Below are 25,648 nucleotides of genomic sequence, written 5' to 3' on the forward strand. Positions count from 1 at the left end.
CTCTTCAGACAAATCGGGCTGTCTGAAGATCTAAAAATCTTCCTCACTTCTTCATCATTAAAGCCTCCGAAACGTCATTTGTTAGCGCATTGTTAAATGGATGTAAACAACACGCAACACACCTGAGGCATTCAACATCCAAACCACATTGCATCAGCCACATCAGCCAAAAACCACTTTACCCATCCTTAACATTGATTTAAGCCAGAGTTAGCCGCCAACGCTTGACATTGGGATAGTTTTGCTTGTGATTTTAAGACGAAAAGCAAGCATGAAACCATTACTCATTTTAATGACGATCCTGACCCTCACCACGGGCGCATTGGCGCAGCAGGGTCAACTCATCGGTAAAGTCACCGATAGCAAAACAGGCGAAGAACTGGTGGGCGCGGCCATTGTGGTGGATGGCACCACGCAGGGAACCATCACCGACTTCAGTGGCGATTACATTCTGACGGGACTCGAACCCGGCACCTACACTTTTCGCTGCCAGTTTATTTCGTACCAGCCGGGGCTGAAACAAAACATCACCATCACCGCCGGGCAAAGCACCACCGTGAATTTTGAACTTCTGTCGGCCGAAATCGACCTGCAAGAAGTGCAAGTGGTGGCCAAGGCCAAACGCGAAAGCGACAACATGTTGCTGATGGAACAAAAGACCGCCGTGAAATTCTCCGAAGCCATTGGCGCGCAGCAACTCTCGACCCAAGGCGTGTCGGATGCCGCCACGGCTGCCACCAAAATGACCGGCATCACCAAGCAACAAGGCTCTAAGACCCTCAACATACGGGGTCTGGGTGACCGCTACAACGCCACCACCCTCAACGGGTTGCCGCTGCCATCGAACCACGCCGAGTACAAAAACATCGACCTGGAACTTTTCTCGACCGATGTGATTGAATACGTTGCGGTGGAAAAGGTTTACTCCCCAAACTTGTCCGGCGACTTTGCCGGAGCCAACATCAACGTGGTGTCGAAGAAATTCTCAGGCGACCCCTACTTGGAGGTGGGGGTGAAAACCGGTGCCAACACCAATGCCATGAACGAAGATCCGTTCTACACCTCTGATGGTGTTGGCTATTGGGGATTCGACAACTTTGAGCAACCCACATCGCTGAGCCGGTACAGCTTCGACCGCAACTGGAACCCTAAAAATACCAATGGGGCTCCCAATACCGGATTTTCACTCGCCGGAGGACGCACGCTCAAGGCCGGCAAAACCGACATCAACCTGTTTGCCACGGCCTCGTTCGACAACGAGATGTCGGCCAGCGACCTGATTCAACGCAAAGTCAACGGCAGTAACAACATTCGTCAGGACTTGACCGGGAACCAATACGACATCGCCACCCAAAGCACCGGCATGCTCAACGTGAACCTGAACCGCGGGCGCAACAACTACTACCTCAACTCCCTGTTTTTGAATTCATCCACCCAAAGCGTGACCAACCTGCGCGGCTTCATTCTCGATTTGGCCGAAAACGGCGCCTACGTCTCCCGCCAGGAATATGAGCGCACCACCATGTGGGTGAACCAAATGCTGGGCGAACAAAACCTGAGCAAATCACTGCAACTCAACTGGGGCATCGCGATGAACAATGTCTCCAACATCATTCCCGACCGTTTGCACTACACCCTCGATGGCGAAGACGAAAACATCAAATCGTTTACCACCAACGACATTGCCAACACCAACCGCTACTACCACGAACTGACCGAAGATGAAATCGCCGGCAATCTGTCGCTCGACTTCAAATTTGGAAACTCACTGAACCAGGGCGACTACCGGGGCAAACTGTCGGTGGGCGCCACGGCCAAACAAAAAGAACGGGACTTTATTGCCACCCAGTTCAACCACAAAATCAACAGCAATGCCTCCATCCTCGTCACAGACGTGGACAGCTACCTGAACGAAACCAACCGCGCGGCCGGCAATTTCGACCTGCGCACGCTCAGCACGGCCATCATTTCATCGACCTACACCGGAGAACAACAAATTATCGGCGGATTTGCAGCAGCCGAATATCAGCTCACCCGCAAACTCTCTACCCTGATGGGAGTGCGCTACGAACAGGTGTATCAAAAAATCACTTACAACACCACCCTTAGCAAAGGCAGCAACGACTTTATCGAAAGTAACCTGCTCCCGGCTCTGACCCTCAAATACACCCTCACCGACAAGTCGAACCTGCGTCTGGCGGCGGGAAACACCTACACCCTGCCCCAATTCAAGGAATCGGCACCCTTCCTCTTCGAAGGCATCACCGATGCCACCGTGGGCAATCCCTACCTGAAGCCCTCGAAGGATTTCAACGCCGAAATTAAATGGGAACACTTCCCCAACCCCGGCGAACTGGTTTCGTTGGCGCTGTTTGGGAAATACATTCAGGATCCCATCAACAAATTCGTGAAAGCCTCGGCCTCAAACGATTTTACCTATGCCAACACCGGAGACCAAGCCGAGATCGCCGGTATCGAAATCGAACTCAAAAAAGAGCTCTTCAATCACGCCACCCCCGGCGGCAGCCGCAAACTCTCGCTGGCCACCAATGCCACCCTGATGCACACCTCGCAGTCGCTCGATAAGAATAAAATATTAAAAGAGACCAAGAACACCGTGTCGGTGAACTTCAACAAAGAGAGCGAAGTCCTGCAGGGCGCATCGCCCATCATCGGCAACGCCAACCTGAGCTACCGCCAAAGCTGGAAAGACGATCAGCGCACCTTCACCACCTCGCTGGTGTACGGATATGTGTCCGAAAGCCTCGCGCTCATCGGTTACTCAGGACTGGGCAATCAGGTAGACCAGTCGTTGCAAACCCTCGACCTGATCATCAAATCATCATTCAACAAACTCGACCTCAGCCTGGCAGCCAAAAACCTGCTCAACCCCGATGTTGAAAAAATTCAGGAAAACAGCACGCAAAACTTCCTGGTAAAATCGGGCTCCAAAGGCATCAAACTCAGCCTGAGTCTCAGCTACACCTTTTAAATGAATCGAACTTAAAATAGACGACCAAATTTTAAAACTAAAACAATTAAACATGAAAAAGTTATTTCTGTCATTTTGCATGATTTCGGCCTTGATTTATACCGGCTGTAAAGAAGATGAAAACGAACAAACCAATGTGTTCAACCCCGATGCCGCCGACTTTCAGGGCGATATTCCTGCCGGTGACGACATCACCCTGGACGCTTCAAAAACATACAAGCTCACCGGAGCACTCATCGTGAAAGAAGGCGCCACGCTCACCATCCCTGCCGGAACGGTCATCTCGGCCACTCCCACCAGCGAAACCGACACCCAAGTGCGTTACATCGCCGTAGAACGCGGTGCTAAAATCTACATCAACGGCTCAAGCAGCCAACCGGTGGTGATGACCAGCGATGTGAAAGCATCCAGCTCATGGGGCGGATTGGTGGTTTGCGGTTATGGCATCACCAATGTGGGAACCAACGTCGAAGCCGAAGTATCGGGTCTGCTGTACGGTGGCGACAACAACGCCGATAACTCGGGCAGCATCAAATACCTGCGCCTCGAATACACCGGCTACAAATATTCCGACACCAAAGAATTCAATGGTCTGTCGATGTTTGGCGTCGGTTCAGGCACCACGGTTGAGTATGTGGTATCGTACAAAGGTGGCGACGACGGCATCGAATTTTTCGGCGGTGCTGTGAACGGCAAATACCTCGTGTCAGTTGACAGCGAAGACGACGGCATCGACTTTGCCGACGGATGGAGCGGAACCGGTGAAAACTGGATTGCCTACAACTCATCAAAATCGGGCATCGAAGGCTCAAACAACGGCAACGATGGCGCCAAAACACCGTTTACCAACGCCACCCTGAAAAACCTCACCGTGTATGGCATGGGCGAAAAACCCTTCTACTTCAAAGAAGGAACCGGCAAAGTGACCGTTGACAACATCGTGATCGGTGGCTTAAAAGCAACCAGCACTCACAAGTATTTTTACTATGATGGCGAAACCAAAGACGCTCCCACCAAAGCCCGCATCGAGGCCGGCGACGTGAAAATCACCAACGTGAAATATGTAGATGTTACCGAAGAACAGAAATTTGTGTCTGAATTATCATCGCACATCACCGAGAGCGCCACTGCCACCGGTGCCGGCAATGGAACTGCCAAACCCAGCTGGTTGCCCGATGCCCTCAACAAAGTGAACGCCAACACCAATGTTCTGAACTAACCCGAAAATATGGATTGTTCCCTTTTTCGAGTGAGGGATACAGTTCCGTTTTGCTTTCGTCTGAAGAGGCATTCCGCAAGGGATGCCTCTTTTTTTAAAACCTAAACACCTGACAAACAACACCCACCAACCACCGTTAGCCCACCCCCCTTTTTAGGTGGGTGCAAAATAGCTCTTTTGTACGAGCACAACCCCTCTTTCCTTTCTATGATTACAGTCACAGGTTCCGTTACTTTGGAAGAATGCCGAAAAGATGCTTAACAGCACGAAACACGGGCTGAAAACACACAAAAAAACATCACTCCGGCTTCACTCAAAACAAACAACGACCATGAATACCTCCAATCAGGAACCCCAGGAAATGATCCAAACCGCACAATTTTTTATTGTGGATGACAATGCCCCGTTTCGCACAGCATTAAGAGAGTTTTTGGAACAAGAACTGGCGCAAAAAGTCAGCGGAGAGGCCACCAACGGCGTCGAAGCGTTGGCCAACGACATGATATACACTGCCGACATCATCATCATGGACATCATGATGAAAGAGATGGATGGGATCAATGCCGCCCGTCGGCTTCTGTGGGAATTCCCTAACCTGAAAATTCTGGCCGTGACTGCCAGCGAAGATTCCATTTTTCTGCGTCAACTGGTTCACACCGGCTTTTACGGCTGTGTTTTTAAAAGCCAGTTATTCAAAGACCTGCCAGATGCCATCCACAACATTTTAGAAGGACGAAGATATTACCCACAATCACTCAAACTGTGATTGGCATTGCCAAGAAGGAGATTTTGTGATGAAAGAAATGGCAACCCATATCGCAACTTTCAACATCCTGATACACACCCACGACGACAAAGCGACCGACGAAGGCTTGCTCTTTCGGTCTATCAAAACCCTGTCGGACAAAGGTGTCATCAATGGCATGAAACCCCTCTCTTTGGTCAATGGTCAGGACTATTGGAGCCTCTTTTATACCTGCGACTGCCCCAAATCATCTATCGAAGCAATGCTCTCTCCCATTCATCAGGACTTTTTTATCCATAAACTCTCCGATGGCAACCTGTTTGAAGTCATCGAAGATGCCGGTTCCGAATAAGACCCCATTCACACGTGATTGAGGATTTGGAAATCTCATTCCAAATCCTCAATCACGTTATTAAAGAATCTCACCAAGGGCACCATGGGAGCCATCACCACATCAAGCTTCTCGCTAAAATCGGATGCCGTCACTTCAATGTCGGTAAACGTGTGCATGGCTCCGTAAGACTTGTAACGAAGCAAATCAATATCCACAAAGTTTTTATCAAACCCCTTAGGCGCGGTCTTGAGTTTTTCTCCGTCTAAATCGCCAAACAAGCTTTTAAATTGTGGATGGTGAATAATGGCCTTAAAATCGCCGGTGCGGTGGAATATCTCCTCTCGCAAAGCATTAAGCACCCGAGGCTGCGGCATGTGTGAGCCGCCCCACACAAAACAATTTCCCGGTTCTAAATGCAGATAGTAACCGGCAAAAGGGCTCTTTTTCCCACCCCGAACCACATACACGCCCATGTGCGTTTTGTAAGGTGTTTTGTCGGCAGAGAATCGGGTATCGCGATAGATGCGATACGTGCAATCCTTCAATTCAACAGCCCCCACCGTGTCATCCAACCGAATGACACGCATAATTTGCTCCAGCGCTACCCGCTCGAATGCAGCCTTGGCCGTTTCGTAACCGGCCTTATTGGCATGAAACCACTCCCGCTGATTGTTCGCGGACAACTCCTTCAGAAAATCAAGCACGATTGAAATATCCATTTGAAATAAAAATGTGTTAACAATAGGATTCACAACACAACACCGTTAAATCAAAAAAAACAATGTTGATTATCAATGAGAAGAATACTTAAAACGATTAGACAGTTGATTAGATAACGAATAATTTATCGACAGATTTCTCAGTCTCTTCGCCCACATCCATCTGTCTGACGTCTAAAAATCTTCCTGCCTTTTATCCGAGAACACGAACATAACGACATTGATATAACATTAACCCAATGACCTCAAATCACCATTTGAAAAGCGCCTTCCAAATTAGCCATTTTTAAAGCCCTCCAACAAGGTTTTTCTTATAATTTTGGCAGCAAAACCAACAACATGATTTACACTGCCTCACAACTCGAAACCTTTACCCGTAACATCTTTATAAAAATGGGCTCCACCGCCCAAGATGCAGAAACAGCCGCAAAAGTACTGATATCTGCCGACTTGCGAGGTGTAGACTCGCATGGAGTAGCCCGTCTGAGCGGCTATGTGCGACTTTGGGAAAAAGAGCGCTTAAACGCCACCCCCCAGGTGAAAATCATTCACGAAACCCCCAGCACAGCCGTTGTGGATGGCGATTTGGGTGCCGGACTGGTGGTTGCCCCTAAAGCCATGGCCATTGCCATTGAAAAAGCACGGACAGCCGGTTCGGGCTGGGTGGCGGTTCAAAACAGCAATCATTTTGGCATTGCCGGCTACCACAGCATGATGGCACTGGATCACGACATGATTGGCTTTGCCATGACCAACGCCAGTCCATTGGTAGCCCCTACCTTTTCGAAAAGCAAATTCCTGGGCACCAACCCCATTTCGGTGGCCATTCCGGCCGGAAACCAACCGCCATTGGTCATCGACATGGCCACCACTTCGGTGGCCAATGGAAAACTGGAAGTACTGCAACGCAAAAACATGTCGATGCCCGAGGGATGGGCGCAGGACGAAAATGGAAATCCCACCACCGATGCCGCCATCCTCAAAAAAGGGGGAGCCATGCTGCCATTGGGAAGCGACCGCACACACGGTTCCCACAAAGGGTATTGCCTGAGCAGCTGGGTCGATATTTTTTCGGCGGTGCTTTCGGGCGCCAATTACGGCCCCTGGGTTCCCCCGTTTGTAGCCTATATCGATCCCATTTCTGAATCAGTGGGCAAAGGCATCGGCCACTTCGTGGGAGCCTGGCGTGTGGATGCTTTTCGCCCCGCAGATGAATTTAAACATCATATGGATAACTGGATAGAGACATTTCGTAAAGCCGTCCCGGTGGATGGCGAAGAAAAAGTACTCATTCCCGGGGATCCGGAACGAGAAATCACCGCACAACGCCTCAAGGATGGCATTGACCTTTTACAACCTGTCGTAGAAGACCTGATGGCATTGGGACAAAAAATGGGGGTTGAACTTTAAATCACATCATAAAAAAAGGGCCACAAGGCCCTTTTTTTATCTTCACATTATCTATCACTATCAAATACCTAATTTTTTCAATTCAAGAAGTAAAGCCTCTTTGTTTTTAGACTCCATCGCACATAAAGGTGCACGAAATACCTCTTCCATCAATCCCATGTGTGCCAATGCCGTTTTAACCGGAATGGGATTTGACTCAATAAACATCAAGTCCATCAACTGCTGATACTTAAAGAATATTTCATTGGCCTTTTTCACCTCGCCATTCATCGACAAAGCCATCATCTGCTGAAAATCACCGGGAATCACATTGGCAACCACCGATATACAACCATCAGCTCCTAAATAATTGGTCGACAACGATGTAAAATCATCTCCACTATATACTTTAAAGCCTTGGGGGCGACCGGCCAATAGCTGAGTAACTACGGCAAGACTTCCTTGAGCCTCTTTGATTCCAATGATATTTTTAAACTCATTCGCCAAACGCAAAGCCAGTTTCACCGAAATATTACTTCCGGTACGCCCGGGGACATTGTAAAGAATCACCGGAACATCCACCGCTTTGGCAACCGTCGAAAAATGCAGGTACATTCCTTCCTGCGTGGGCTTGTTATAATAAGGAGCCACGATCAACACACCATCTACGCCCAGCGAAGCGGCTTTTTGAGTATAAACCACACACTCCTGGGTAGAATTACTGCCAGTACCGGCAATCACCGGAATGCGGCCATTGACCCGTTTGACGGCATGAGCAATCAACGCTGCATCCTCATCTTCGGTCAACGTTGGAGTTTCTCCGGTAGTTCCGCAAACCACAATCCCATCGGTGTGCTGTGCTATATGAAAATCAACCAAACGGTCAAAAGCTTCAAAATCAATCTCACCGTTCGCTTTAAACGGTGTCACAATGGCAACGATTGATCCTCTTAATTCTGCAATTCCCATTCTGTTTACGATTCGTTTAGGTTTAGAATGACTCAGCAAATATACGGCTTCACCCCCTTGAAAAAAAATTTAGGCAAAAATAAATTTCCAATGTAACATTGTGTTAATATCTTAACTTTTTGTGTATTATTGCAGAAGATTGCTCAGCATAAAGAGTCGATAAATTATCATTAACAAATGCCGTCAAACATCTGTTAAGAATCCAGGATCCCGAACAATTAGTCACCACACATTCACACCGTATGATAACTGTTGCACAAGCCGTAGAAACCGTCATTAAAGTTAAACCGTTTTTGGCCGAAGCCCTGAGCGAGGGCATTGTCAACATCTCGTCAGTAGCGCGAAAAATTCAGCCTCAAGTCGAGAAAATCGTTCAAAAACCAATCAAGGAGGGTGCTATTGTCATGGCTCTCAACCGCATGCTCCCCCAACTCTCCGATTCGCTGCACACCAACGTGGGTGCCCTACTCAACCAACTGGGCGACATCATTGTACGCTCCAACCTCACTGATTTCACCTTCAGGAACAGCAACACCATTTTTCAATGCCACACAGCATTGATGAATGAGATGGTCGACAATCAGGATGTATTTTACACCCTGGTGCGGGGCGTTTTTGAGTCGAACCTAGTGGTGAGCGGCTCTTACGAACCAACCGTTGAAGCTCATTTCAAAAACGAAGAACTCATTTGGCGAAGCAGCAATCTTTCGGCCATCACACTAAAACTACCGGCCGGCAACATCCACTTCACCGGGTTCTACTACCAAATACTAAAAATGCTGGCTTGGGACGGAATCAACATTAAAGAAGTGGTGTCGACCACCAATGAATTCACCATCATCGTCAACGATGAAGATGTGGATCGGGCGTTTTCAATCCTCAAAGGGCTAAAAACATCGGGCAAATATTTGTCCTAAAAAGACATACATCACAAAAAGTGATGCCATTTATTATAAAATAAAGACGCAAAGCGTACATGGATTACATGGTCTTTGCGTCTTTGTTATATCATCAAACCCTATCCCCAGAACAAATTACTCCTCATCAGTAGTCCCACTCATTTGCATCATCTCATCCATGGTCGGTGCCTGAGTAATGGTAATGCCTTCGGGAACCTTAAAACGGTCATCCGAGATCGCGACATCTTCTTTAATGCTGACAGCCTCTTCAACCACCTTCATTCCTCCAATGGTGCTTTCTACTTTTAGCACAATTCCCTGATAATGCCACTGACGGGTTCCCATCAGCTCGAAAACATCACATGTTTTTCCCAAAAACGATTCCTGACCATGCCATGTCCCACCATTTTTTTCAACAAAATCCTTTAATGACATATTTTTAACATCTGTCATAAACGATGCTGCCATCACTTTCCCCATTTGCTTCATTTCCTCCACATTTCCTTTGACACCTGTTTTGGTAATCAAATCAATAGAATAGGAATCATTCCCATCCAAGATACTTAACGTATGATTCTCCGTTTCAGAAGAATGTCCCATAATAGACATAGCCGTTTTATCATGACTCAGCGTGGCCTGACGACGCCCGTAATCAGCAATCCACATGGTGCGCGTCCCTTCGCCTTTAGCACCCATCCCCTCAGTTTGAGTCACATATTCGACCTCGATCGATTTAAACGGATAGATTTTTTCACCATCATTCAACGCACCCGACTTATCACCCCCGGATGATTGACCACCACAAGAGGTAAGTCCTAACAAAAGAAAACACCCTACAAAAAAAACACCAATGATTTTCATTCTCAGATTATTTGAAAGGTTAATATTTAAGATGACACAAGATAAAACAATCCTATTTTCATTCCAAACAATAAATTATGGCCTCAAATAAAAACAAGAACGCAAACGACCTTGCGATGACACAAGAGAAACAATAAATCCTTAAATTGAGTAAGAAAAAACGAGCCGTTCAGCCATGAGAGACCTCGCATCACACCTCCTTGACATTGCTCAAAACGCCACTACAGCAAAGTCCTCGCAAGTAAAAATAACCATCGAAGAGTCACCCACAATTGTAAAAATAACGATTCAGGACAACGGCATCGGCATGTCTGAAGACGTTCTTTGCCGGGTAACCGACCCGTTTTTCACGTCACGCACCACTCGAAAGGTAGGCTTAGGAATTCCTTTATTACAGCAAAACAGCCGACAAACCGGTGGCGATGTACACATCACGTCCAAGCCGGGAAAAGGCACACAAGTTGAAGCCCAATTCATCACCTCTCACATCGACTGCCCGCCATGGGGAAATTGGCCCCAAGTCTTCGCCCTTCTCATTGCCGGACACCCCGAAGTGCATTTCATTTATACGCATCGATGCCAACAAAATCAATTTATCATCGACACCAACGAAATCAGACACACCCTGGAGGAGATCCCCCTGACCCACCCCAAAGTGATAGGATTCATCAAAACCATGACACGAGAGCTCTTGAATGAATCAGGTTCTGCGGCGTGCTCATAACCCAAAACACAAAAAAACTCATTTAGATTAAACCCAACCAATCTGCCACTTACCGCAGGCAGCAACCAAAATGAAGAATTTTCATTTTGCAGAAATAAAAAAAAGTCGCAATTTTGACGTGAAGATTCTGAATTACCACCTGGGGTTAAGTTGGGGCATTTCTCGGCCCTGCATGTTTTATATTTATACCTCATCATCATTTACATTTACTGGCGTGACAACAATTTGAGCACCCATGGTGTTTCAAAAATTGACGGCACCATCGAACAACGTTCAATAACGTTGTGAAACATGCGTTTAAATAGTCACTCACCATTAAAAAATTGTTTTCTATGAGCAAAACAGCTGTATTTTTCGGTCCTCAAGGTGGAAGCGTTCATAAAGTAGCCCAAATGGCAGCATCGGAATTAGGATCCGATATAAAAATGGTCAGCATCCAAGGCACCCAGGCCTCAGAACTGCTCAATTACGAGCGGATAATAATGGGCATCAGCACCGTTGGGAGAGCTAACTGGGACTCGTCGCACCAAGATTCGGGCTGGGATGCATTTCTAACACAAATGCAAAATATGAATCTCGCAGGCAAGCGAGTCGCCATTTTCGGATTGGGTGATGCCCTCACCTACCCCGAAAACTTCGTGGATGCCATGGCCATTCTTTACGATCGCTGCAAAGAACTGGGTGCAACCATCGACGGTGAATGCCTGCCCGATGGCTACCAATTTACCGACTCGACAGCCTTGCGCAACGGCAAATTCATTGGCTTACCCATCGACGAAGACAACGAACCGGAACTGACAACCCCACGCCTGCAAGCATGGATAAAAGGGCTCAAAGCACTCGGTTATTGACAAAAATCAGAATCATAGCAAATCAATAAAAATGGCAAAAGTTAGAGGAGCAATTGTGGTCGACTCGGCTGTATGCAAGGGTTGCGCCTTGTGCGTCGAAGCCTGCCCGGCTCAAGTTATTCAATTATCCGTTGAGCTCAACGCCAAGGGGATGAACTATGCCGCCATGGCATTACCCGATGCCTGCACCGGTTGCGCCAATTGCGCCATGGTGTGCCCCGACAGCTGTATCACCGTGTATCGGGTAAAAATTTAATCCCAAAACAGATTGAATCATTAACGGATACAAAACCATCCGGTTATTACATCAATAATGAAAGAAGTAAAGTTACTGAAAGGAAACGAGGCGATTGCCGAAGCAGCCATCCGCTACGGTGTGGACGGTTATTTTGGTTATCCCATCACACCCCAGTCGGAAATTATGGAAACGCTCATGGCGCAACACCCGTGGGATACCACCGGGATGGTGGTGTTGCAAGCCGAAAGCGAAACAGCCTCCATCAATATGGTATATGGCGGAGCCGGCTGTGGGAAAAAAGTCATGACGTCCTCATCAAGCCCGGGGATGAGCCTGATGCAAGAAGGACTGAGCTACATTGCGGGTGCTGAACTACCATGCGTGGTAATTAACGTGGTACGTGGCGGACCGGGGCTCGGAACCATCCAACCGGCTCAAAGTGACTACTTTCAGAGTGTAAAGGGAGGCGGACATGGCGACTACAAGCTCATTGTATTGGCGCCATCTTCAGTACAGGAAATGGCCGATTTTGTGCCTTTAGCCTTTGAACTGGCGTTTAAATACCGCAACCCGGCTCTAATTCTTTCAGATGGAATGATTGGACAAATGATGGAAAAAGTCACATTGCCCCCTTATCAGCCTCGCTGGACTGAGCAAGAGATTGAACAGCTTCATCCTTGGGCTACCACCGGGAAAAAAGCACATCGCTCCAAAAACGTCATTACTTCGCTGGAGTTACTTTCGGACGAACAGGAACGACACAACCAAAAATTACAAGCCAAGTATCAACAAATGCAGGCCACGGAAGTGCGTTACGAAACATTTTCGTGCGAAGATGCAGACTACCTGCTCATCGCGTATGGATCCAGTGCCCGCGTGTGCCAAAAAGCAGTTGAAATAGCCCGCGAAAACGGATTGAAAGTTGGTCTTTTGCGCCCCATCACCCTCTTCCCCTTCCCAACAGAAGCCATTCACAAACTGGCGCAACAAGTGAAGGGGATCCTCACGGTAGAAATGAGCGCAGGGCAAATGGTCGAAGACGTTCGCCTGGCCGTAGAAGGCAAAACACCAGTGGCACATTTCGGGCGATTTGGAGGAATCATTCCCTCGCCGGGCGAAGTGGTAGATGCCATCAAACAACAATTCATTAAAGGATGATGCTATATCAATGACAACAAACGATATCGTAAAACCCGAAAACCTGGTGTACGCCAAAACACCCGTACTCAGCGATGCGGTAATGCATTATTGCCCCGGCTGTAGTCATGGGGTAGTACACAAACTGGTGGCCGAAGTGATTGAAGATTTACAAATTCAGGAACAAACCATCGGTATTGCACCGGTGGGATGTGCCGTGTTTGCTTACAACTACTTGGAAATAGACTGGCAGGAAGCTGCTCACGGACGGGCACCGGCTCTGGCAACGGCGGTCAAACGCCTCCACCCACACAAGTATGTATTTACCTATCAGGGCGATGGCGATTTAGCGGCAATTGGGACGGCAGAAACCATCCATGCCTGCAACCGAGGAGAAAATATTGTCATCATTTTCATCAACAACGGCATATATGGCATGACCGGCGGACAAATGGCGCCAACCACTCTCGAAGGGATGAAGGCATCGACCTGTCCCTCGGGACGAAATCACGAGCGCGATGGTTTTCCGCTCAAAATGTCCGATTTATTGGCTCTGTTGCCCGGCACATGTTATGTAACCCGACAGTCGGTACACACTCCCGGCAACGTGCGCAAAGCCAAAAAGGCGATAACACAAGCTTTCAATAACCAAAAGGCACAAAAGGGAACCTCGGTGGTCGAAATTGTGTCATCTTGCAACTCGGGATGGAAAATGAGTCCGGTGCAAGCCAACAAATGGATGGAAGAGCATATGTTTCAGCAATATCCATTGGGTGATTTAAAAAATATTTGAAGCATTTCTTATACCACCGATGCATGAGTCATCCAATGATATAAGAACCAAAGGATTAAGAATAACAACCATGACAGAAGAGATAATTATAGCCGGTTTTGGGGGACAAGGCGTCCTTTCGATGGGGAAAATCCTGGCCTATTCGGGCATGATGATGGGCAAAGAGGTCAGCTGGATGCCCTCGTATGGTCCGGAAATGCGGGGCGGCACAGCCAACGTCACCGTCATCATCAGCGACAACCGCATCAGTTCGCCCGTTTTGCACGAGTTTGACACAGCGATTCTGCTCAATCAACAATCCGTCACCAAGTTTGAAAGCATGGTAAAACCCGGAGGTGTACTCATTTACGATGGCAATGGCATCGTGAGTCACCCCACTCGTAAAGATATATCCATTTACCGCGTGGATGCATCCGAAGAAGCGGTTCGCTCTAACATGCAGAAAACCTTCAACATGATTGTGACCGGCGCCTACATGAAAGTCAAACCGATTGTCCACATGGCCGATGTGCTCAAAGGCCTCAAAAGCTCGCTCCCGAGCCGTCATCATCATTTACTGCCATCAAACGAGAAGGCCATTGAAAAAGGAATGGAAATTGTCGTTCCGGTCAACGTGGTTTCGGCCAACTGCTGTGTCAATTGTCATTAAATCAGCCACAAGAAACTAAGCGTTAACTCATCTTCCTCAGGGTAACCAACTAAGAACTGACACTGAGTTGCAGTGAGATAAGATGAGAACCCGTGAGGAGAAGAAACCTCAACGAACTCTATAAATATAGTTATGCAGTTACAACAATAAAATCAAAAAAGCTGCTACAAATCACCCAATGTGCTTTCTAGCAGCTTTTTTATACATCATCACCCCCTCTTACCGCTTTCGAATTTTCATGGTTTCAACCAGAAAGGAATCAATTTGATTGACGGTTTCATCAAACCATGGATGGAACAACCAAAAAGTGTGCATGCAATCGACATGCTCGTAAACCCGGGTCTCAATGCCCCACTGTTTCATTTTAGCAATCATATCGTCGCGTCCGCCATGAAACCGGGGAATAGAACTATTAATAAAAATGGAAGGCGCAGAGTGTTTGTGCACATGCGTGAGAGCGGAGGCCTCCATTCTCGTTAGCGTATCTTGAGCCACCGGTTTTCCAAACCATAACGTGGCAGCCGAAGGTTTTCCGGGCGTATCCTTCCCTTCACCCGACTCGGGATGGATAAAAGCCAAAACGCCATCAATATTCACCACGGCTGCGACACGATCGGAATAACGACGATAAATTGACGACTGAAACCCGGGATAATAACCATTAATGGCACCCACGAGTGCCGCCATTTGGCCTCCGGCTGAAGTGCCCTGAATCGCAATTCGCCTCGTATCAAACGGGAAATCGTCGGCACTGGCTCGTACCCAGCGAAGAGCTGTTTTGATGTCGATGATGGCAGCCGGGTAGAGCGCCTCCATCGACAAACGGTATTCGACGCAAATGGTGGCATATCCCCGTCGTGCCAATTCAAAGGCCATGGGGTGATCCATCTCTTTATCCCCGCTACGCCAACCTCCCCCATGCACAATGAGCACTACCGGGAAACGCTTTTTTTTCACTGACGTCTTCGGATAAAACACATCACAATGCAATTCTCTCTCCCCCAGCGTTGCGTAGGTGATGTTGCGATGAATCATCAACCCCGAGGTATCACCCATATCAACCACTTTGATAAGCGGATGTTTTTTAATGTGCTTTTTATACTCATTGGCTACAGTAAACGAACTATCAACGGGCACATCAGGATGCATTCGGTAATGTTGAGCACTGACAGACAAGGAAAACAACCACACTATCCCACTAAAAAGATATCGAATCATAACCAATCATTTTTGATAACTGCAAGATACTCCCCCATTTTAATATTCACTGGTGAATATTGAGCTTTCATGATAAAATATTGACAAATCGCTCCCACCGAACACAAAAAAAGCCGCTGCTATAGGGCAACGGCTTTATAAGGGAAAAGAAATTGAAATTACTTCATTTGCACTAACACAACTGACTTCGCGGGGATTTCAACAGTCAGTTTATTGCCTTTAGGCTTGGCCACATTAAAAGCCTTGAGACCAACCATTTCAGGCTTACCAAAATCGTTGTAATCGGTAATTTTTTCGCCGGTGATGATTTGACCGGTAGCCGTTTTGCCTTCAAAACCAGTCACATCAATTTCAACTTTGGTTGATTGGGATGCGTGAAGGTTGCACAAGGTTACACTCACCGTTTTATCCTTGATGGAGGCAGAGGCATTGACCATCGGAATTTTTTGATCTCCCATCACATAATCTTGCGTCTGAATGTTCATGGGAATCAACGTAGCACCATGGTGCACATTGTACATTTTAAAGACATAGTAAGTGGGCGTCAGAATCATTTCATCGCCCTGAGTGAGAATTACAGCCTGTAACACATTGACCATTTGGGCAATATTAGCCATTTTCACCCGATCAGCGTTGTTGTTGAAGATATTAAGATTGATCCCCGCCACCAGAGCATCACGTAACGTATTTTGCTGATACAAAAAGCCGGGGTTCGTACCGGGCATCACATCGTACCAGGTTCCCCATTCGTCAACAATCAAGCCGATTTGCTTTTTGGGGTCATATTTGTCCATAATTTCGCCATGCTTGCTGATGAGTTCCTGCATGCGCAAGGTATGACGCAAGGTTTGATGCCACGACTGTTCATCAAAAACAATAGAAGAACCCTTATCTTCCCAACGACCGGGGAACGTATAATAATGAAGTGACAATCCCTGCATGAGGAACTTGTGATGCTGCGTTTTATTCATCAACACTTCCGTCCAACGATAATCATCCACATTGGGACCGCCGGCGATTTTATATTTCACACCACCACAATAGGTTGCATAATTACGATACAAATCGGCATAATACTCAGGCGTCATGTGTCCACCACATCCCCAGTTTTCATTACCAATGCAAAAATACTTGATATCCCAGGGTTTATCACGACCGTTTTCTTTGCGCAAATTGGTCATCGGGCTGGGGTTGTTAGAAGTAATGTACTCCACCCACTGAGCAGCTTCGCGCACAGTTCCTGAGCCTACGTTCAGATTCACGTATGGTTCGGCACCAATCAGTTCACAAAAATCGAAAAACTCATGCGTTCCAAAACTGTTATCTTCGGTGACCCCACCCCAGTGGATATTCACAATAGAGGGACGATTTTGCTTGGGACCAATGCCATCGCGCCAGTTGTAAGTATCGGCAAAACAACCGCCGGGCCAACGCAAAATGGGCACTTTCATGTCGCGGAGGGCTCCAATCACATCGGTACGGAAGCCCCGAATATTGTCAATTTGAGAACCCGGCTCGACCAGAATTCCACCATAAATCAATCGCCCAAGGTGCTCGGCAAAATGACCATAAATTTCAGGATTAATGCGCTCCTTGGCCTGATCGGCCTGCAAAGTAATTTTGGTTTGCGCCGACAAAGGCAATAAGGCAAGCGTCAGCAAAAAGGCAATAGAAATTCTTTTCATATTCATCAGTATATCAAAAGTTAATAATGACCAAACAAAAGAGGCACCCAAGTTGATTATTCAACGAGCGGTGCCTCCTGATTAAAGATTGGGTTACTTTACCCCAAATTTCATAATGGTAGTCGAAGTATATTTCTCGCCGGGATTAAGAATCACCGAGGGAAAATTAGCCTTATTGGGCGAGTCGGGGAAATGCTGAGTCTCCAAACACAAACCGCTGTATTTCACCAACGACCAATCACCTGTTTGTAGGGTACCATCGAGGAAATTCCCTGAATAGAACTGAAGCCCGGGCTCGGTGGTCATAATCTCCATGGTACGACCGGATTTGGGATCAGTTAAACGACCCGCAAACCGAAGCGAATCAGCCGCAACAGGCGTGAGCACAAAGTTATGATCGTATCCGCCAGGCACCTGATCGATGCGGGCACCAATGGCAAAAGGCTTGATAAAATCAAAAGGAGTGCCTTCAACCTTCACCAATTCGCCGGTGGGAATCAATGTCGAATCAACAGGCGTATATTCCAAAGCATCAATGGTCAACTCATGATCAAGAATCGTACCCGTTCCCGACAAGTTGTAATAGGCATGATTGGTCAAATTCACAGGACAAGCCTTATCGGTCGTTGCCTCATAAGTAATTTTCAAATCGTTGTCCTCAAGCGCATAAACTACCTTCACAGACATATTACCGGGATATCCTTCTTCACCGTCTTTACTCACATAGGTGAGTTCCAATGCAGGAGCGCCGCAACAAGAGGTGGTTGGATTAGCAGTCCAAACGACTTTATCAAACCCTTTGATACCGCCATGCAAGTGGTTAGCACCATCGTTGGTGGCAAGTTGATAGGTCGAATCGTTTAAGGTAAAACGTCCTTGAGCAATACGGTTTCCAAAACGGCCAATCAAAGCTCCAAAATAAGGAGTTCCTTTCACATAAGGCGCCAGACTATCAAAGCCCAACACGATGTTACCCATCTGCCCCTTGTTGTCGGGAGTTTTAATCGAAGTCACAGCGCCACCATAAGTGGTGATTTTAACTTCGATACCGGTTTTACTTGTCAGGGTAAACAGCTTAACGGAATCACCGGAAGGGAGTTGCCCCCAAGCCTCTTCCTGAATAGGCTGACAACTTTTCTTTTCACAATTACATGCAAATAAACCTGCTGCCACTACGGCAACAGACAGCATTTGATTAACTTTTACAAATGTTTTCATAGACATAAAGAACTGATAAATTTGAGTTGATAATTTTTAGTTTTTATTAGTCAAATTTACCTTTTTTCCCCAAACAGCAACACCTTTTTCATTCAAACCTGAAAATAAAATTGACTCTTTTTGATTCTCCCAATCCCAACCGCGAAAAACCATACACTCCATTTGATTCATCTTCAACACATCACCGGTCAGTGTCCATTGTCCCGACAGCCCACAGGTAAGAGTCCCCGCATCAGTCATCACAACTTTTTGAGAAAGGTTGAACATTTTATCGTTGTAATTCCATCCTCCGGGAGGAATTTGCCCTTGCCATAATTTCACCTGATCGGGAAGTTCATTCAGGGTAATCACTTCCCATTCACCAACAACATCATCATTGGAGATGGGAGCCGAATAAACACCGGCATAACGCTCGGGCGACACCACCGGCCAACCCGATGGGAGCCAAAACATCTGTCGGGTTTGCATCACCATCATCAGATTATCGGGGGCCAAACGTCCCTGATGCAGCATAAAAAACTTCCCATTGTCGTTCATCACCCCACAGTGAGCATTTCCCGACCATCCGGGATGGTTATTGAACCGGTACGAATGGGTTAGAATGGGATAATTATTAGTGGTATCAGCCATGTCGTTACCAAAGAAGTCGAGAAAAGGACCTTGCGGATGGTCGGAACGCCCCACCCGGACATTATAATGCGTAAAAAGCGGGTCGTAGGAGACAAAGAGAAAGTATTTCTTTAAGTCGGGATGATAAATTATTTCGGGCGCTTCGATGATTTGATTGGTTCGATTGGCACGGGTTGCCACCAAATGCCCCTGATCGCCGGGAGTAAGTGTCAACCCGGTAGCAGGATCTAACTCAACGCAATGAAGCCCACCAAAATAAGACCCATAATGCATCCACATGCGCCCATTTTGAGCATCCGTTACAATGGAGGCATCAATGGCATTCATCACGCTTTCAGGCGAAGTTTTAACCACACATCCTTCATGACTCCATGGTCCTTGGGGATTTGAGGCTTTGGCCATTCCGATATACGACGAATTGGTTCCAAAACCCGACACCGAATAATAAAGACGATATTCACCCTCATGCCTGACCACATAAGGCGCCCAAATACCATCCCCCCCTTTGCCATCGTTGAACTGACGCACATGCGCAACAGCATCATCAGGTACCCGATCAAATACCCAACCCACAAACTGCCAATTAATCAAGTCGTTTGATTTTCGGATTTGAATGTGGCCCGCAGCAATAGAATCGGGATTAAACTCCACCCCCGGAGCCATATAATAAGCATCCGTTGAGAATACATAATAACAGCTATCCACTTTCAATAGCGCCGGATCATGCACATTGGCAGCTCCCCACTGATGCCTGTTCGACAAAGGAGTGATGCCCGAATAATCGTCAGGATAAGGATTGGCAGTCCAGCCAGGACTATGATTAACCGACGATTGACAAGAGACCATCAGCGCAAGTAAAAACCCCATCGCAACGGGATAAACACGATTGAATGAATGCTTTAACATATCAACAAAAAATAAAGATATTCAACAAAACCCTACAAATCATCATACCAAACCTGAGCGAATCCGAGTCCTTAATTTAGAGATACAAGATGGGTAAACATGAAAGCATCAGAAATGTTTTTCGCTGCAATAAAATTAGTTCCATCACACAACAACATCCTTCATATAAGAACCGCCCTCAATCCTAAATCCAACAAGTGCATTCCTAGGCCGATTGCATACTGTAAAATTACCGTAAAACACAGCAGCAGCGGAGGACGAACCGCTTCATGTAGGGGATGGATGGGTAAAGTTGAATTTAGCTTTTGCAACACCCAAGAGTTTCCTGTAAATTCGGAGAGTAAAATAAAGTTTGATATGGGGATGGGTCATTATTTCTATCGGATTTTTGTATGTGGATGCCTGCTGGCCGGCATCATACCGGAAACAGCGAAAGCATCGGACGAGTTTAGTTATCATTTTCAATATTTAACCATCAATGAAGGGTTGCCACAAAACACCGTCAACGCCATTGAACGGGATGCGCACGGTTTTATGTGGTTTGCCACCGGCAATGGTCTGAGCCGTTACGACGGCTACCGGTTTCGCAATTTCAGCAAACCACAATTACCGTCAAACCTGGTGATGGCATTGGCACAAACGCCGGATTCCCGTTTATGGATCGGCACCACTGGCGGCCTCAGCTACTATGACTTAACGAAAGAAGAAATTGTTCCATACACAACACTACTCAAAGACAACCAGCCTATCTCCATCCAGGCGCTCCACTGCGACACCCGGGGACGATTATGGGTGGGAACCACCGACCACGGCCTGTTCATGCTTCAAAAACAAGGTGAAACATATCACCCCACCCATTTAGACACGTCCAACTCGATGCTTCCCGGACAATACGTGGGCGCCCTGATGCAATTGCGCGATGGCCGACTCCTGATCGGCACCAATCATGGCATTGCAGTATTTCACGAGCCACAGCAACAGCTTAAGCCCTTGGGGGCAGGAAACCTGCAGAACTCCTTCATCCTGTCGATGCTCGAAACACGCGAAGGCGACCTATGGGTAGGAACCCATTATGGCGCTTGGGTGTACAACCCACAAACAGGACGCGACCAATGGTTCCTCAACAATCCTTACGACACGGGCTCGTTGAGCCACAACCGGGTGAACACCATCATTCAGGATCCCAAGGGCACCATCTACCTGGGAACCCTGGGCGGCGTCAACATCTACCGCCCCCGCAACGACCGATTTACAGTTATTGGTCAACAGGACAACAACCGCTACAGCCTCAACAATCCGTTTGTGAAATGCATGCAAGCCGATGGGCAGGGCAATGTATGGATTGGGACTGAAAAAGGAGGGGTCAACCAATTCAACCTTTACCAAAAAACCTTTCATCACCTAATCAAAGATCCCCAGCAAACCAACAGTCTGTCGAGCAACACCGTGAACGCCATCCTCACCAACGGCAATGAATGGTGGATTGGGACGGCCGGCGGCGGTCTGAACCGATACGATGCCCGAACCGGTCAATTTGTGCATTACCGAAACAATCCCGGCTCACCATCGTCCATTTCGAGCGACTTCATCACCTCGCTCTATCTAACCCCCAAGGGCGATTTATGGATTGGCACTTGGGGAGGAGGTATCAGCAAACTGCAACCGGGAGGCACCTTTAAACGACTCACCCCACCGGTCAACGACCCTGAAACCAATTACGAAAACGCATTTATCTCATCCTTACTTCCCGACGAACGTGGATTTTTATACGTGGGCACAGAAGGAGGACTGGCCATTTTAGATTTAAAAACGGAAACATTTCGCAAACTCGACCCAAAAAATAATGCCCTGGCACAAATCAACGAAATTGGGTGCATGTGTAAAGACCGCGACGGATATGTGTGGACCGGAACACGCAACGGCCTTTACCGCTTTAAGGCCGATGCCATCGATTGGTCGTACAACGTGGTGTGCCCCGAAAACCAAATGCAGTATTTCAGTCAATCCAGTGCCCCCTCGGGCAAAACCCATTTGCCGGGCAATTACATCGCCTCACTTTTTGAAGATGCGGATGGCAACATCTGGATTGGCACCTATGGGGACGGATTGGTGCGATGCACAAAAGACAAAAACAACGGCTTCACTTTCAAGCACTACCGACACACCGACGGCCTGAGCAACGAGGTGATTTATGGCATTTTGCAAGATGAATCGGGATTCATTTGGCTGAGCACCGACTACGGTTTATCACGCCTCAACCCCCAACGCGAACAGTTCGACAACTTTTACAGAGCCGACGGACTGCTGAGCGACCAATTTTATTGGTCGGCAGCTTTCCGATCCAGGGAGGGTTACCTCTTTTTTGGAGGCACCAACGGATTGAACTATTTCCATCCCTCGTCATTCCCCGTTTATCCCCATCAACCCAATGTGGACATTGTAGGCGTGAATGTGTTCAACCACCCCGTTCAGGTGGGCGAAGAACGTTACAACCGCGTGGCCATTGGTCGCACCCTGTCGCAATGCGACACCATTGAACTGTCGTATCGCGATAATGTGTTTTCAATTGAGTTTTCGGCATTGGATTATTTTCATTCTGCCAAAATCAAATATGCCTACCAATTGGAAGGTGTGGACAGAGATTGGGTAGAAGTCACCGCACAACAGCGCGTGGCCGGGTATTCAAACCTGGCGGGGGGCACCTACCGTTTTCGTGTCAAAGCCAGCAACAGCGATGGTGAGTGGAACGACCAGGAACGCGTGATGACCATCATCATCCACCCGCCATTTTGGCAAACCACCTGGTTCAAAATCCTCATCCTGCTGGGATTAGTGCTGGCCGGAATCGGTTATCTCCGATACCACACCAAACGATTGGTGGTGCAAAAAATGAAACTCGAAAAAATGGTGAAAGACCGCACACAAACCATTGAAGAACAAAACGAACGCATGCGCCATCAGGCCGAAGATCTGCAAAATGCCAATACCGTGCTCGAAAACCGGCGCGAGCTGATTGAAAACCAAAAACGAGAGCTCGAAATCATGAATGGCGAAATAGTGCAGCAACGCGACCAGGTGGTTGAACTCAACAAACAAATCGAGCAAATCAACCAGCTCAGGATGACGTTTTTCACCAACATCTCGCACGAGTTCCGAACCCCCCTCACCCTCATCATCGCCCCCATCGAGAAACTATTGCGCGAAGTGCACCTCCCGGGAGCCGTTAACGACGTTCTCACAGGCGTGCAACGTAATGCCAAACGTCTCAACCTACTGATCGACCAACTACTGACATTCAGAAAAATCGAGACCGGCAACCTCAAAATTATGCTGCGTCACGACGACCTTGGTGACTTTATCAACGATGTGTTTCACGCCTTTGATGCACTGGCTCAACAGCGAAATATCTCCTACACCCTTCAGCTTCACATCGACAGCCAACCCCGCTGGTTCGACCGCGACAAACTCGAAAACATCCTTTACAACCTGCTGGCCAACGCCTTTAAATACACCGACGAAGGGGGCAACATCACCCTGACCATCCGCGAAGAAATGGTGAAACGCGACACCACCCCATCCCCCACCCTGGTGATAGAAGTGAGCGACAACGGCATCGGCATCGACGAAGCCCACGTCAGCCACATCTTCGAACGATTTTACCGCACCCCGCAAGGCAGCAACATTAAAGGAACCGGCATTGGGCTTGCGCTCACGCGCGACCTAGTGGAGGCCATGAACGGCGCCATTATGGTGACCTCCAAAGTGGGTCAGGGCAGCACCTTTACCGTCACTCTGCCTTGTGGCAAAGAAGCTTTCCCGGGAGCCGAAATCAGCGACCTGGACGAATTTGAACCCTCCGATTTGGGGAGCAAAGTACAGATCATCGCCGATCATTTGACCGACGACGAACCCTTTATGAACGATGACGAACGCGACGCTACTGACGAGCCGGTGGTGCTGGTGGTTGAAGACAACAAAGAGCTGCTTTCATTTCTCTCGGGCGCCCTGTCGGATGACTTCAGGGTGGTGACGGCCGAAAACGGTAAAACAGGCTACGAAATGGCGCGTAAACACTCCCCCGAATTAATTATTTCGGATGTGATGATGCCCGTGACCGATGGCATTGAGATGTGCCGACTGGTGAAGAGCAACCTCTACACCAGCCACATCCCAGTGATTCTGCTCTCAGCCAAGGCGCAAATTGAAAACCAGCTCGACGGACTACAAACGGGCGCCGATGATTACATTGCCAAACCCTTTAACCTGGAGATTTTACGTGCCAAGGTAAAAAACCAAATCGAAGCCCGACAGCGCATGCGCAACCTGTTCACCTCACAGGCCAGGGTGCAACCGATTGAAAACACCCCATCGTCTATCGATGAAAAATTCCTGACCAAAGCCTACGAAATCATGGAATCGGGCTACACCAACCCCGACTTTAACGTAGAACTCTTTGCCGACCAAATGTTTGTGAGCCGAAGCCTGTTGTACAAAAAACTCAAGGCACTGGTCGATCTCTCGCCCAACGACTTCATCACCGTTTATCGACTCAAAAAATCGTTACCCCTGCTGGCATCGCGCGAACTGTCGGTCAACGAAGTGGCCTATCGCATCGGCTTCAACGACCCCAAATATTTCAGTCGGGTATTTAAAAAATTCTACAAAAAAACGCCCAGCGAATATGTGGGATAAAGAAAGGCAGGCATCCGAACATCATGCCCGGCGGGGATGGCCCATTTGCCGCAAACACGCCCGCAGGGCATCGAACGACACCTCCGGAGCCTGAAATTCCAAACATGCAGCACCTATTTGCCCGAGACTATGGGCATCAGAGAACGACACCAGCGGGTATTTCAGCAAATGGGGATGAGCCTGTAAAAAGGCGTCCCGTTTGCAATGAGGCGAAAGCTCAATGGCATCGAATGGCAAGGCGGGGTCAACCATCCCAAGTTGGCTAAGGATGCTGTAAGAAGGACGATCGGCGTGCGCGGCAATGAAAATGCCATTGAGCGCTTTCACGGCATCGGCCACCTCGTCAATGCCGGCATCCAAAGCCATGATGAGCAATCGAGACTCCTCGCCCAAAATGTTCTCTGCGGCATCCACCCACACCTGGTCGCCAAAACGCCGGGGATCGTTGGGAAAATTAGGCAAATGAAGATCCAAAAATTGCTGAAAAGCATCCTGCTGAGGGGGCGTTTCAAAATAAGCCAGACAATGCACCTCCTCGCGGGTGTTGATTTCCACACCGCACCACACCGTCAACCCCGCTTCGCGTCCCACTTGCTGCACCTGTTGGCACTGCCGCATGCTGTTGTGATCGGTAATGGCAATCAGGTCGAGGCCACGACGCAGGGCTTGCTGCACGATGCGCACAGGCGTCATCTCCAAGCTTCCGCAAGGCGACAACACTGTATGAATATGCAAATCGGCGCGATATGTTTGGCTGTGTGCGATGGGTGAATAAAATGA

General features: G+C 48.0%; 21 protein-coding genes. 13 read left to right on the plus strand and 8 right to left on the minus strand.

The annotated features are described in order from the left end of the window. The first annotated feature begins 271 nt into the window (after positions 1–271). The 4 genes from LX69_RS05925 (at position 272) to LX69_RS05940 (ending at position 5,308) form a co-directional block, all read left to right on the plus strand. Positions 272–2,992, plus strand: a complete 2,721-nt coding sequence (locus tag LX69_RS05925; protein ID WP_111444903.1) for a TonB-dependent receptor — start codon at positions 272–274, stop codon at positions 2,990–2,992. Positions 2,993–3,044: 52 nt separating this feature from the next. Then, the gene (locus LX69_RS05930; RefSeq protein WP_111444904.1) at positions 3,045–4,211 is read left to right on the plus strand and encodes a hypothetical protein; all 1,167 of its coding nucleotides are present in this window, start codon (positions 3,045–3,047) and stop codon (positions 4,209–4,211) included. A gap of 331 nt (positions 4,212–4,542) precedes the next feature. Next, positions 4,543–4,977 carry a response regulator gene (locus LX69_RS05935; protein ID WP_170124257.1) on the plus strand — a complete coding sequence of 145 codons (435 nt, stop codon included), beginning with the start codon at positions 4,543–4,545 and terminating at the stop codon, positions 4,975–4,977. Between the two features lie 37 nt (positions 4,978–5,014). Then, a complete protein-coding gene (locus LX69_RS05940) occupies positions 5,015–5,308 on the plus strand; it encodes a hypothetical protein (protein ID WP_146260653.1) in 294 nt (97 codons plus the stop codon). A 35-nt stretch (positions 5,309–5,343) separates the two neighbouring features. Here LX69_RS05940 and LX69_RS05945 read toward each other — a convergent pair whose 3' ends face one another. Further along, positions 5,344–6,009 carry a DUF2461 domain-containing protein gene (locus LX69_RS05945; RefSeq protein WP_111444907.1) on the minus strand — a complete coding sequence of 222 codons (666 nt, stop codon included), beginning with the start codon at positions 6,007–6,009 and terminating at the stop codon, positions 5,344–5,346. Between the two features lie 339 nt (positions 6,010–6,348). On the opposite strand from LX69_RS05945, the gene LX69_RS05950 reads away from it, so the two are divergent. Next, on the plus strand, positions 6,349–7,419 hold the full coding sequence (locus LX69_RS05950) for an Ldh family oxidoreductase (protein ID WP_111444908.1): 1,071 nt from the start codon (positions 6,349–6,351) through the stop codon (positions 7,417–7,419). A gap of 60 nt (positions 7,420–7,479) precedes the next feature. On the opposite strand, the gene dapA is transcribed toward LX69_RS05950, so the two are convergent. Then, positions 7,480–8,367 (minus strand): 4-hydroxy-tetrahydrodipicolinate synthase, encoded by an 888-nt coding sequence (dapA, locus tag LX69_RS05955; protein WP_111444909.1) that lies wholly within the window; start codon positions 8,365–8,367, stop codon positions 7,480–7,482. Positions 8,368–8,609: 242 nt separating this feature from the next. On the opposite strand from dapA, the gene LX69_RS05960 reads away from it, so the two are divergent. Continuing rightward, positions 8,610–9,284, plus strand: coding sequence for an aspartate kinase (locus tag LX69_RS05960; protein ID WP_111444910.1), 675 nt, complete (start codon positions 8,610–8,612; stop codon positions 9,282–9,284). A 117-nt stretch (positions 9,285–9,401) separates the two neighbouring features. On the opposite strand, the gene LX69_RS05965 is transcribed toward LX69_RS05960, so the two are convergent. Further along, a complete protein-coding gene (locus LX69_RS05965; protein WP_111444911.1) occupies positions 9,402–10,127 on the minus strand; it encodes a hypothetical protein in 726 nt (241 codons plus the stop codon). Between the two features lie 175 nt (positions 10,128–10,302). On the opposite strand from LX69_RS05965, the gene LX69_RS05970 reads away from it, so the two are divergent. From LX69_RS05970 to LX69_RS05995, 6 genes are all read left to right on the plus strand, one after another. Next, the gene (locus LX69_RS05970; protein WP_111444912.1) at positions 10,303–10,851 is read left to right on the plus strand and encodes an ATP-binding protein; all 549 of its coding nucleotides are present in this window, start codon (positions 10,303–10,305) and stop codon (positions 10,849–10,851) included. Between the two features lie 332 nt (positions 10,852–11,183). After that, on the plus strand, positions 11,184–11,702 hold the full coding sequence (locus tag LX69_RS05975; RefSeq protein WP_111444913.1) for a flavodoxin: 519 nt from the start codon (positions 11,184–11,186) through the stop codon (positions 11,700–11,702). Between the two features lie 31 nt (positions 11,703–11,733). Continuing rightward, the gene (locus tag LX69_RS05980) at positions 11,734–11,958 is read left to right on the plus strand and encodes a 4Fe-4S dicluster domain-containing protein (RefSeq protein WP_111444914.1); all 225 of its coding nucleotides are present in this window, start codon (positions 11,734–11,736) and stop codon (positions 11,956–11,958) included. Between the two features lie 57 nt (positions 11,959–12,015). Beyond that, a complete protein-coding gene (locus LX69_RS05985; protein ID WP_111444915.1) occupies positions 12,016–13,098 on the plus strand; it encodes a 3-methyl-2-oxobutanoate dehydrogenase subunit VorB in 1,083 nt (360 codons plus the stop codon). A gap of 10 nt (positions 13,099–13,108) precedes the next feature. After that, positions 13,109–13,870, plus strand: coding sequence for a thiamine pyrophosphate-dependent enzyme (locus LX69_RS05990; protein WP_111444916.1), 762 nt, complete (start codon positions 13,109–13,111; stop codon positions 13,868–13,870). Between the two features lie 70 nt (positions 13,871–13,940). Next, positions 13,941–14,519 carry a 2-oxoacid:acceptor oxidoreductase family protein gene (locus LX69_RS05995; RefSeq protein WP_111444917.1) on the plus strand — a complete coding sequence of 193 codons (579 nt, stop codon included), beginning with the start codon at positions 13,941–13,943 and terminating at the stop codon, positions 14,517–14,519. 219 nt (positions 14,520–14,738) lie between these two features. On the opposite strand, the gene LX69_RS06000 is transcribed toward LX69_RS05995, so the two are convergent. The 4 genes from LX69_RS06000 to LX69_RS06015 all read right to left on the minus strand — a co-directional run bounded on the left by LX69_RS06000 (position 14,739) and on the right by LX69_RS06015 (position 20,176). Beyond that, positions 14,739–15,737, minus strand: coding sequence for an alpha/beta hydrolase (locus tag LX69_RS06000; RefSeq protein ID WP_111444918.1), 999 nt, complete (start codon positions 15,735–15,737; stop codon positions 14,739–14,741). Positions 15,738–15,895: 158 nt separating this feature from the next. Beyond that, a complete protein-coding gene (locus LX69_RS06005; protein ID WP_111444919.1) occupies positions 15,896–17,422 on the minus strand; it encodes an alpha-N-arabinofuranosidase in 1,527 nt (508 codons plus the stop codon). Positions 17,423–17,515: 93 nt separating this feature from the next. Further along, positions 17,516–18,640, minus strand: coding sequence for an aldose epimerase family protein (locus LX69_RS06010; protein WP_111444920.1), 1,125 nt, complete (start codon positions 18,638–18,640; stop codon positions 17,516–17,518). Between the two features lie 36 nt (positions 18,641–18,676). Further along, positions 18,677–20,176 (minus strand): arabinan endo-1,5-alpha-L-arabinosidase, encoded by a 1,500-nt coding sequence (locus LX69_RS06015; RefSeq protein ID WP_170124258.1) that lies wholly within the window; start codon positions 20,174–20,176, stop codon positions 18,677–18,679. A 357-nt stretch (positions 20,177–20,533) separates the two neighbouring features. Between LX69_RS06015 and LX69_RS06020 the strand changes: the two genes are divergently transcribed. Further along, a complete protein-coding gene (locus tag LX69_RS06020) occupies positions 20,534–24,868 on the plus strand; it encodes a hybrid sensor histidine kinase/response regulator transcription factor (protein ID WP_170124259.1) in 4,335 nt (1,444 codons plus the stop codon). A gap of 21 nt (positions 24,869–24,889) precedes the next feature. Here the strand turns inward: LX69_RS06020 and LX69_RS06025 are convergent, their stop codons facing one another. After that, positions 24,890–25,603 carry a PHP domain-containing protein gene (locus tag LX69_RS06025; RefSeq protein ID WP_170124260.1) on the minus strand — a complete coding sequence of 238 codons (714 nt, stop codon included), beginning with the start codon at positions 25,601–25,603 and terminating at the stop codon, positions 24,890–24,892. Positions 25,604–25,648 lie beyond the last annotated feature (45 nt).

The organism is Breznakibacter xylanolyticus (assembly GCF_003254275.1).
GTDB classification, from domain to species: domain Bacteria; phylum Bacteroidota; class Bacteroidia; order Bacteroidales; family Marinilabiliaceae; genus Breznakibacter; species Breznakibacter xylanolyticus.

Excerpts from the sequence above, each read along its gene's own strand:
- LX69_RS05925 (WP_111444903.1), top strand. The coding sequence starts at position 272 with ATGAAACCATTACTCATTTTAATGACGATCCTGACCCTCACCACGGGC.
- LX69_RS05930 (WP_111444904.1), top strand. The coding sequence starts at position 3,045 with ATGAAAAAGTTATTTCTGTCATTTTGCATGATTTCGGCCTTGATTTAT.
- LX69_RS05935 (WP_170124257.1), top strand. The coding sequence starts at position 4,543 with ATGAATACCTCCAATCAGGAACCCCAGGAAATGATCCAAACCGCACAA.
- LX69_RS05940 (WP_146260653.1), top strand. The coding sequence starts at position 5,015 with ATGGCAACCCATATCGCAACTTTCAACATCCTGATACACACCCACGAC.
- LX69_RS05945 (WP_111444907.1), bottom strand. The coding sequence starts at position 6,009 with ATGGATATTTCAATCGTGCTTGATTTTCTGAAGGAGTTGTCCGCGAAC.
- LX69_RS05950 (WP_111444908.1), top strand. The coding sequence starts at position 6,349 with ATGATTTACACTGCCTCACAACTCGAAACCTTTACCCGTAACATCTTT.
- dapA (WP_111444909.1), bottom strand. The coding sequence starts at position 8,367 with ATGGGAATTGCAGAATTAAGAGGATCAATCGTTGCCATTGTGACACCG.
- LX69_RS05960 (WP_111444910.1), top strand. The coding sequence starts at position 8,610 with ATGATAACTGTTGCACAAGCCGTAGAAACCGTCATTAAAGTTAAACCG.
- LX69_RS05965 (WP_111444911.1), bottom strand. The coding sequence starts at position 10,127 with ATGAAAATCATTGGTGTTTTTTTTGTAGGGTGTTTTCTTTTGTTAGGA.
- LX69_RS05970 (WP_111444912.1), top strand. The coding sequence starts at position 10,303 with ATGAGAGACCTCGCATCACACCTCCTTGACATTGCTCAAAACGCCACT.
- LX69_RS05975 (WP_111444913.1), top strand. The coding sequence starts at position 11,184 with ATGAGCAAAACAGCTGTATTTTTCGGTCCTCAAGGTGGAAGCGTTCAT.
- LX69_RS05980 (WP_111444914.1), top strand. The coding sequence starts at position 11,734 with ATGGCAAAAGTTAGAGGAGCAATTGTGGTCGACTCGGCTGTATGCAAG.
- LX69_RS05985 (WP_111444915.1), top strand. The coding sequence starts at position 12,016 with ATGAAAGAAGTAAAGTTACTGAAAGGAAACGAGGCGATTGCCGAAGCA.
- LX69_RS05990 (WP_111444916.1), top strand. The coding sequence starts at position 13,109 with ATGACAACAAACGATATCGTAAAACCCGAAAACCTGGTGTACGCCAAA.
- LX69_RS05995 (WP_111444917.1), top strand. The coding sequence starts at position 13,941 with ATGACAGAAGAGATAATTATAGCCGGTTTTGGGGGACAAGGCGTCCTT.
- LX69_RS06000 (WP_111444918.1), bottom strand. The coding sequence starts at position 15,737 with ATGATTCGATATCTTTTTAGTGGGATAGTGTGGTTGTTTTCCTTGTCT.
- LX69_RS06005 (WP_111444919.1), bottom strand. The coding sequence starts at position 17,422 with ATGAAAAGAATTTCTATTGCCTTTTTGCTGACGCTTGCCTTATTGCCT.
- LX69_RS06010 (WP_111444920.1), bottom strand. The coding sequence starts at position 18,640 with ATGAAAACATTTGTAAAAGTTAATCAAATGCTGTCTGTTGCCGTAGTG.
- LX69_RS06015 (WP_170124258.1), bottom strand. The coding sequence starts at position 20,176 with ATGTTAAAGCATTCATTCAATCGTGTTTATCCCGTTGCGATGGGGTTT.
- LX69_RS06020 (WP_170124259.1), top strand. The coding sequence starts at position 20,534 with ATGGGGATGGGTCATTATTTCTATCGGATTTTTGTATGTGGATGCCTG.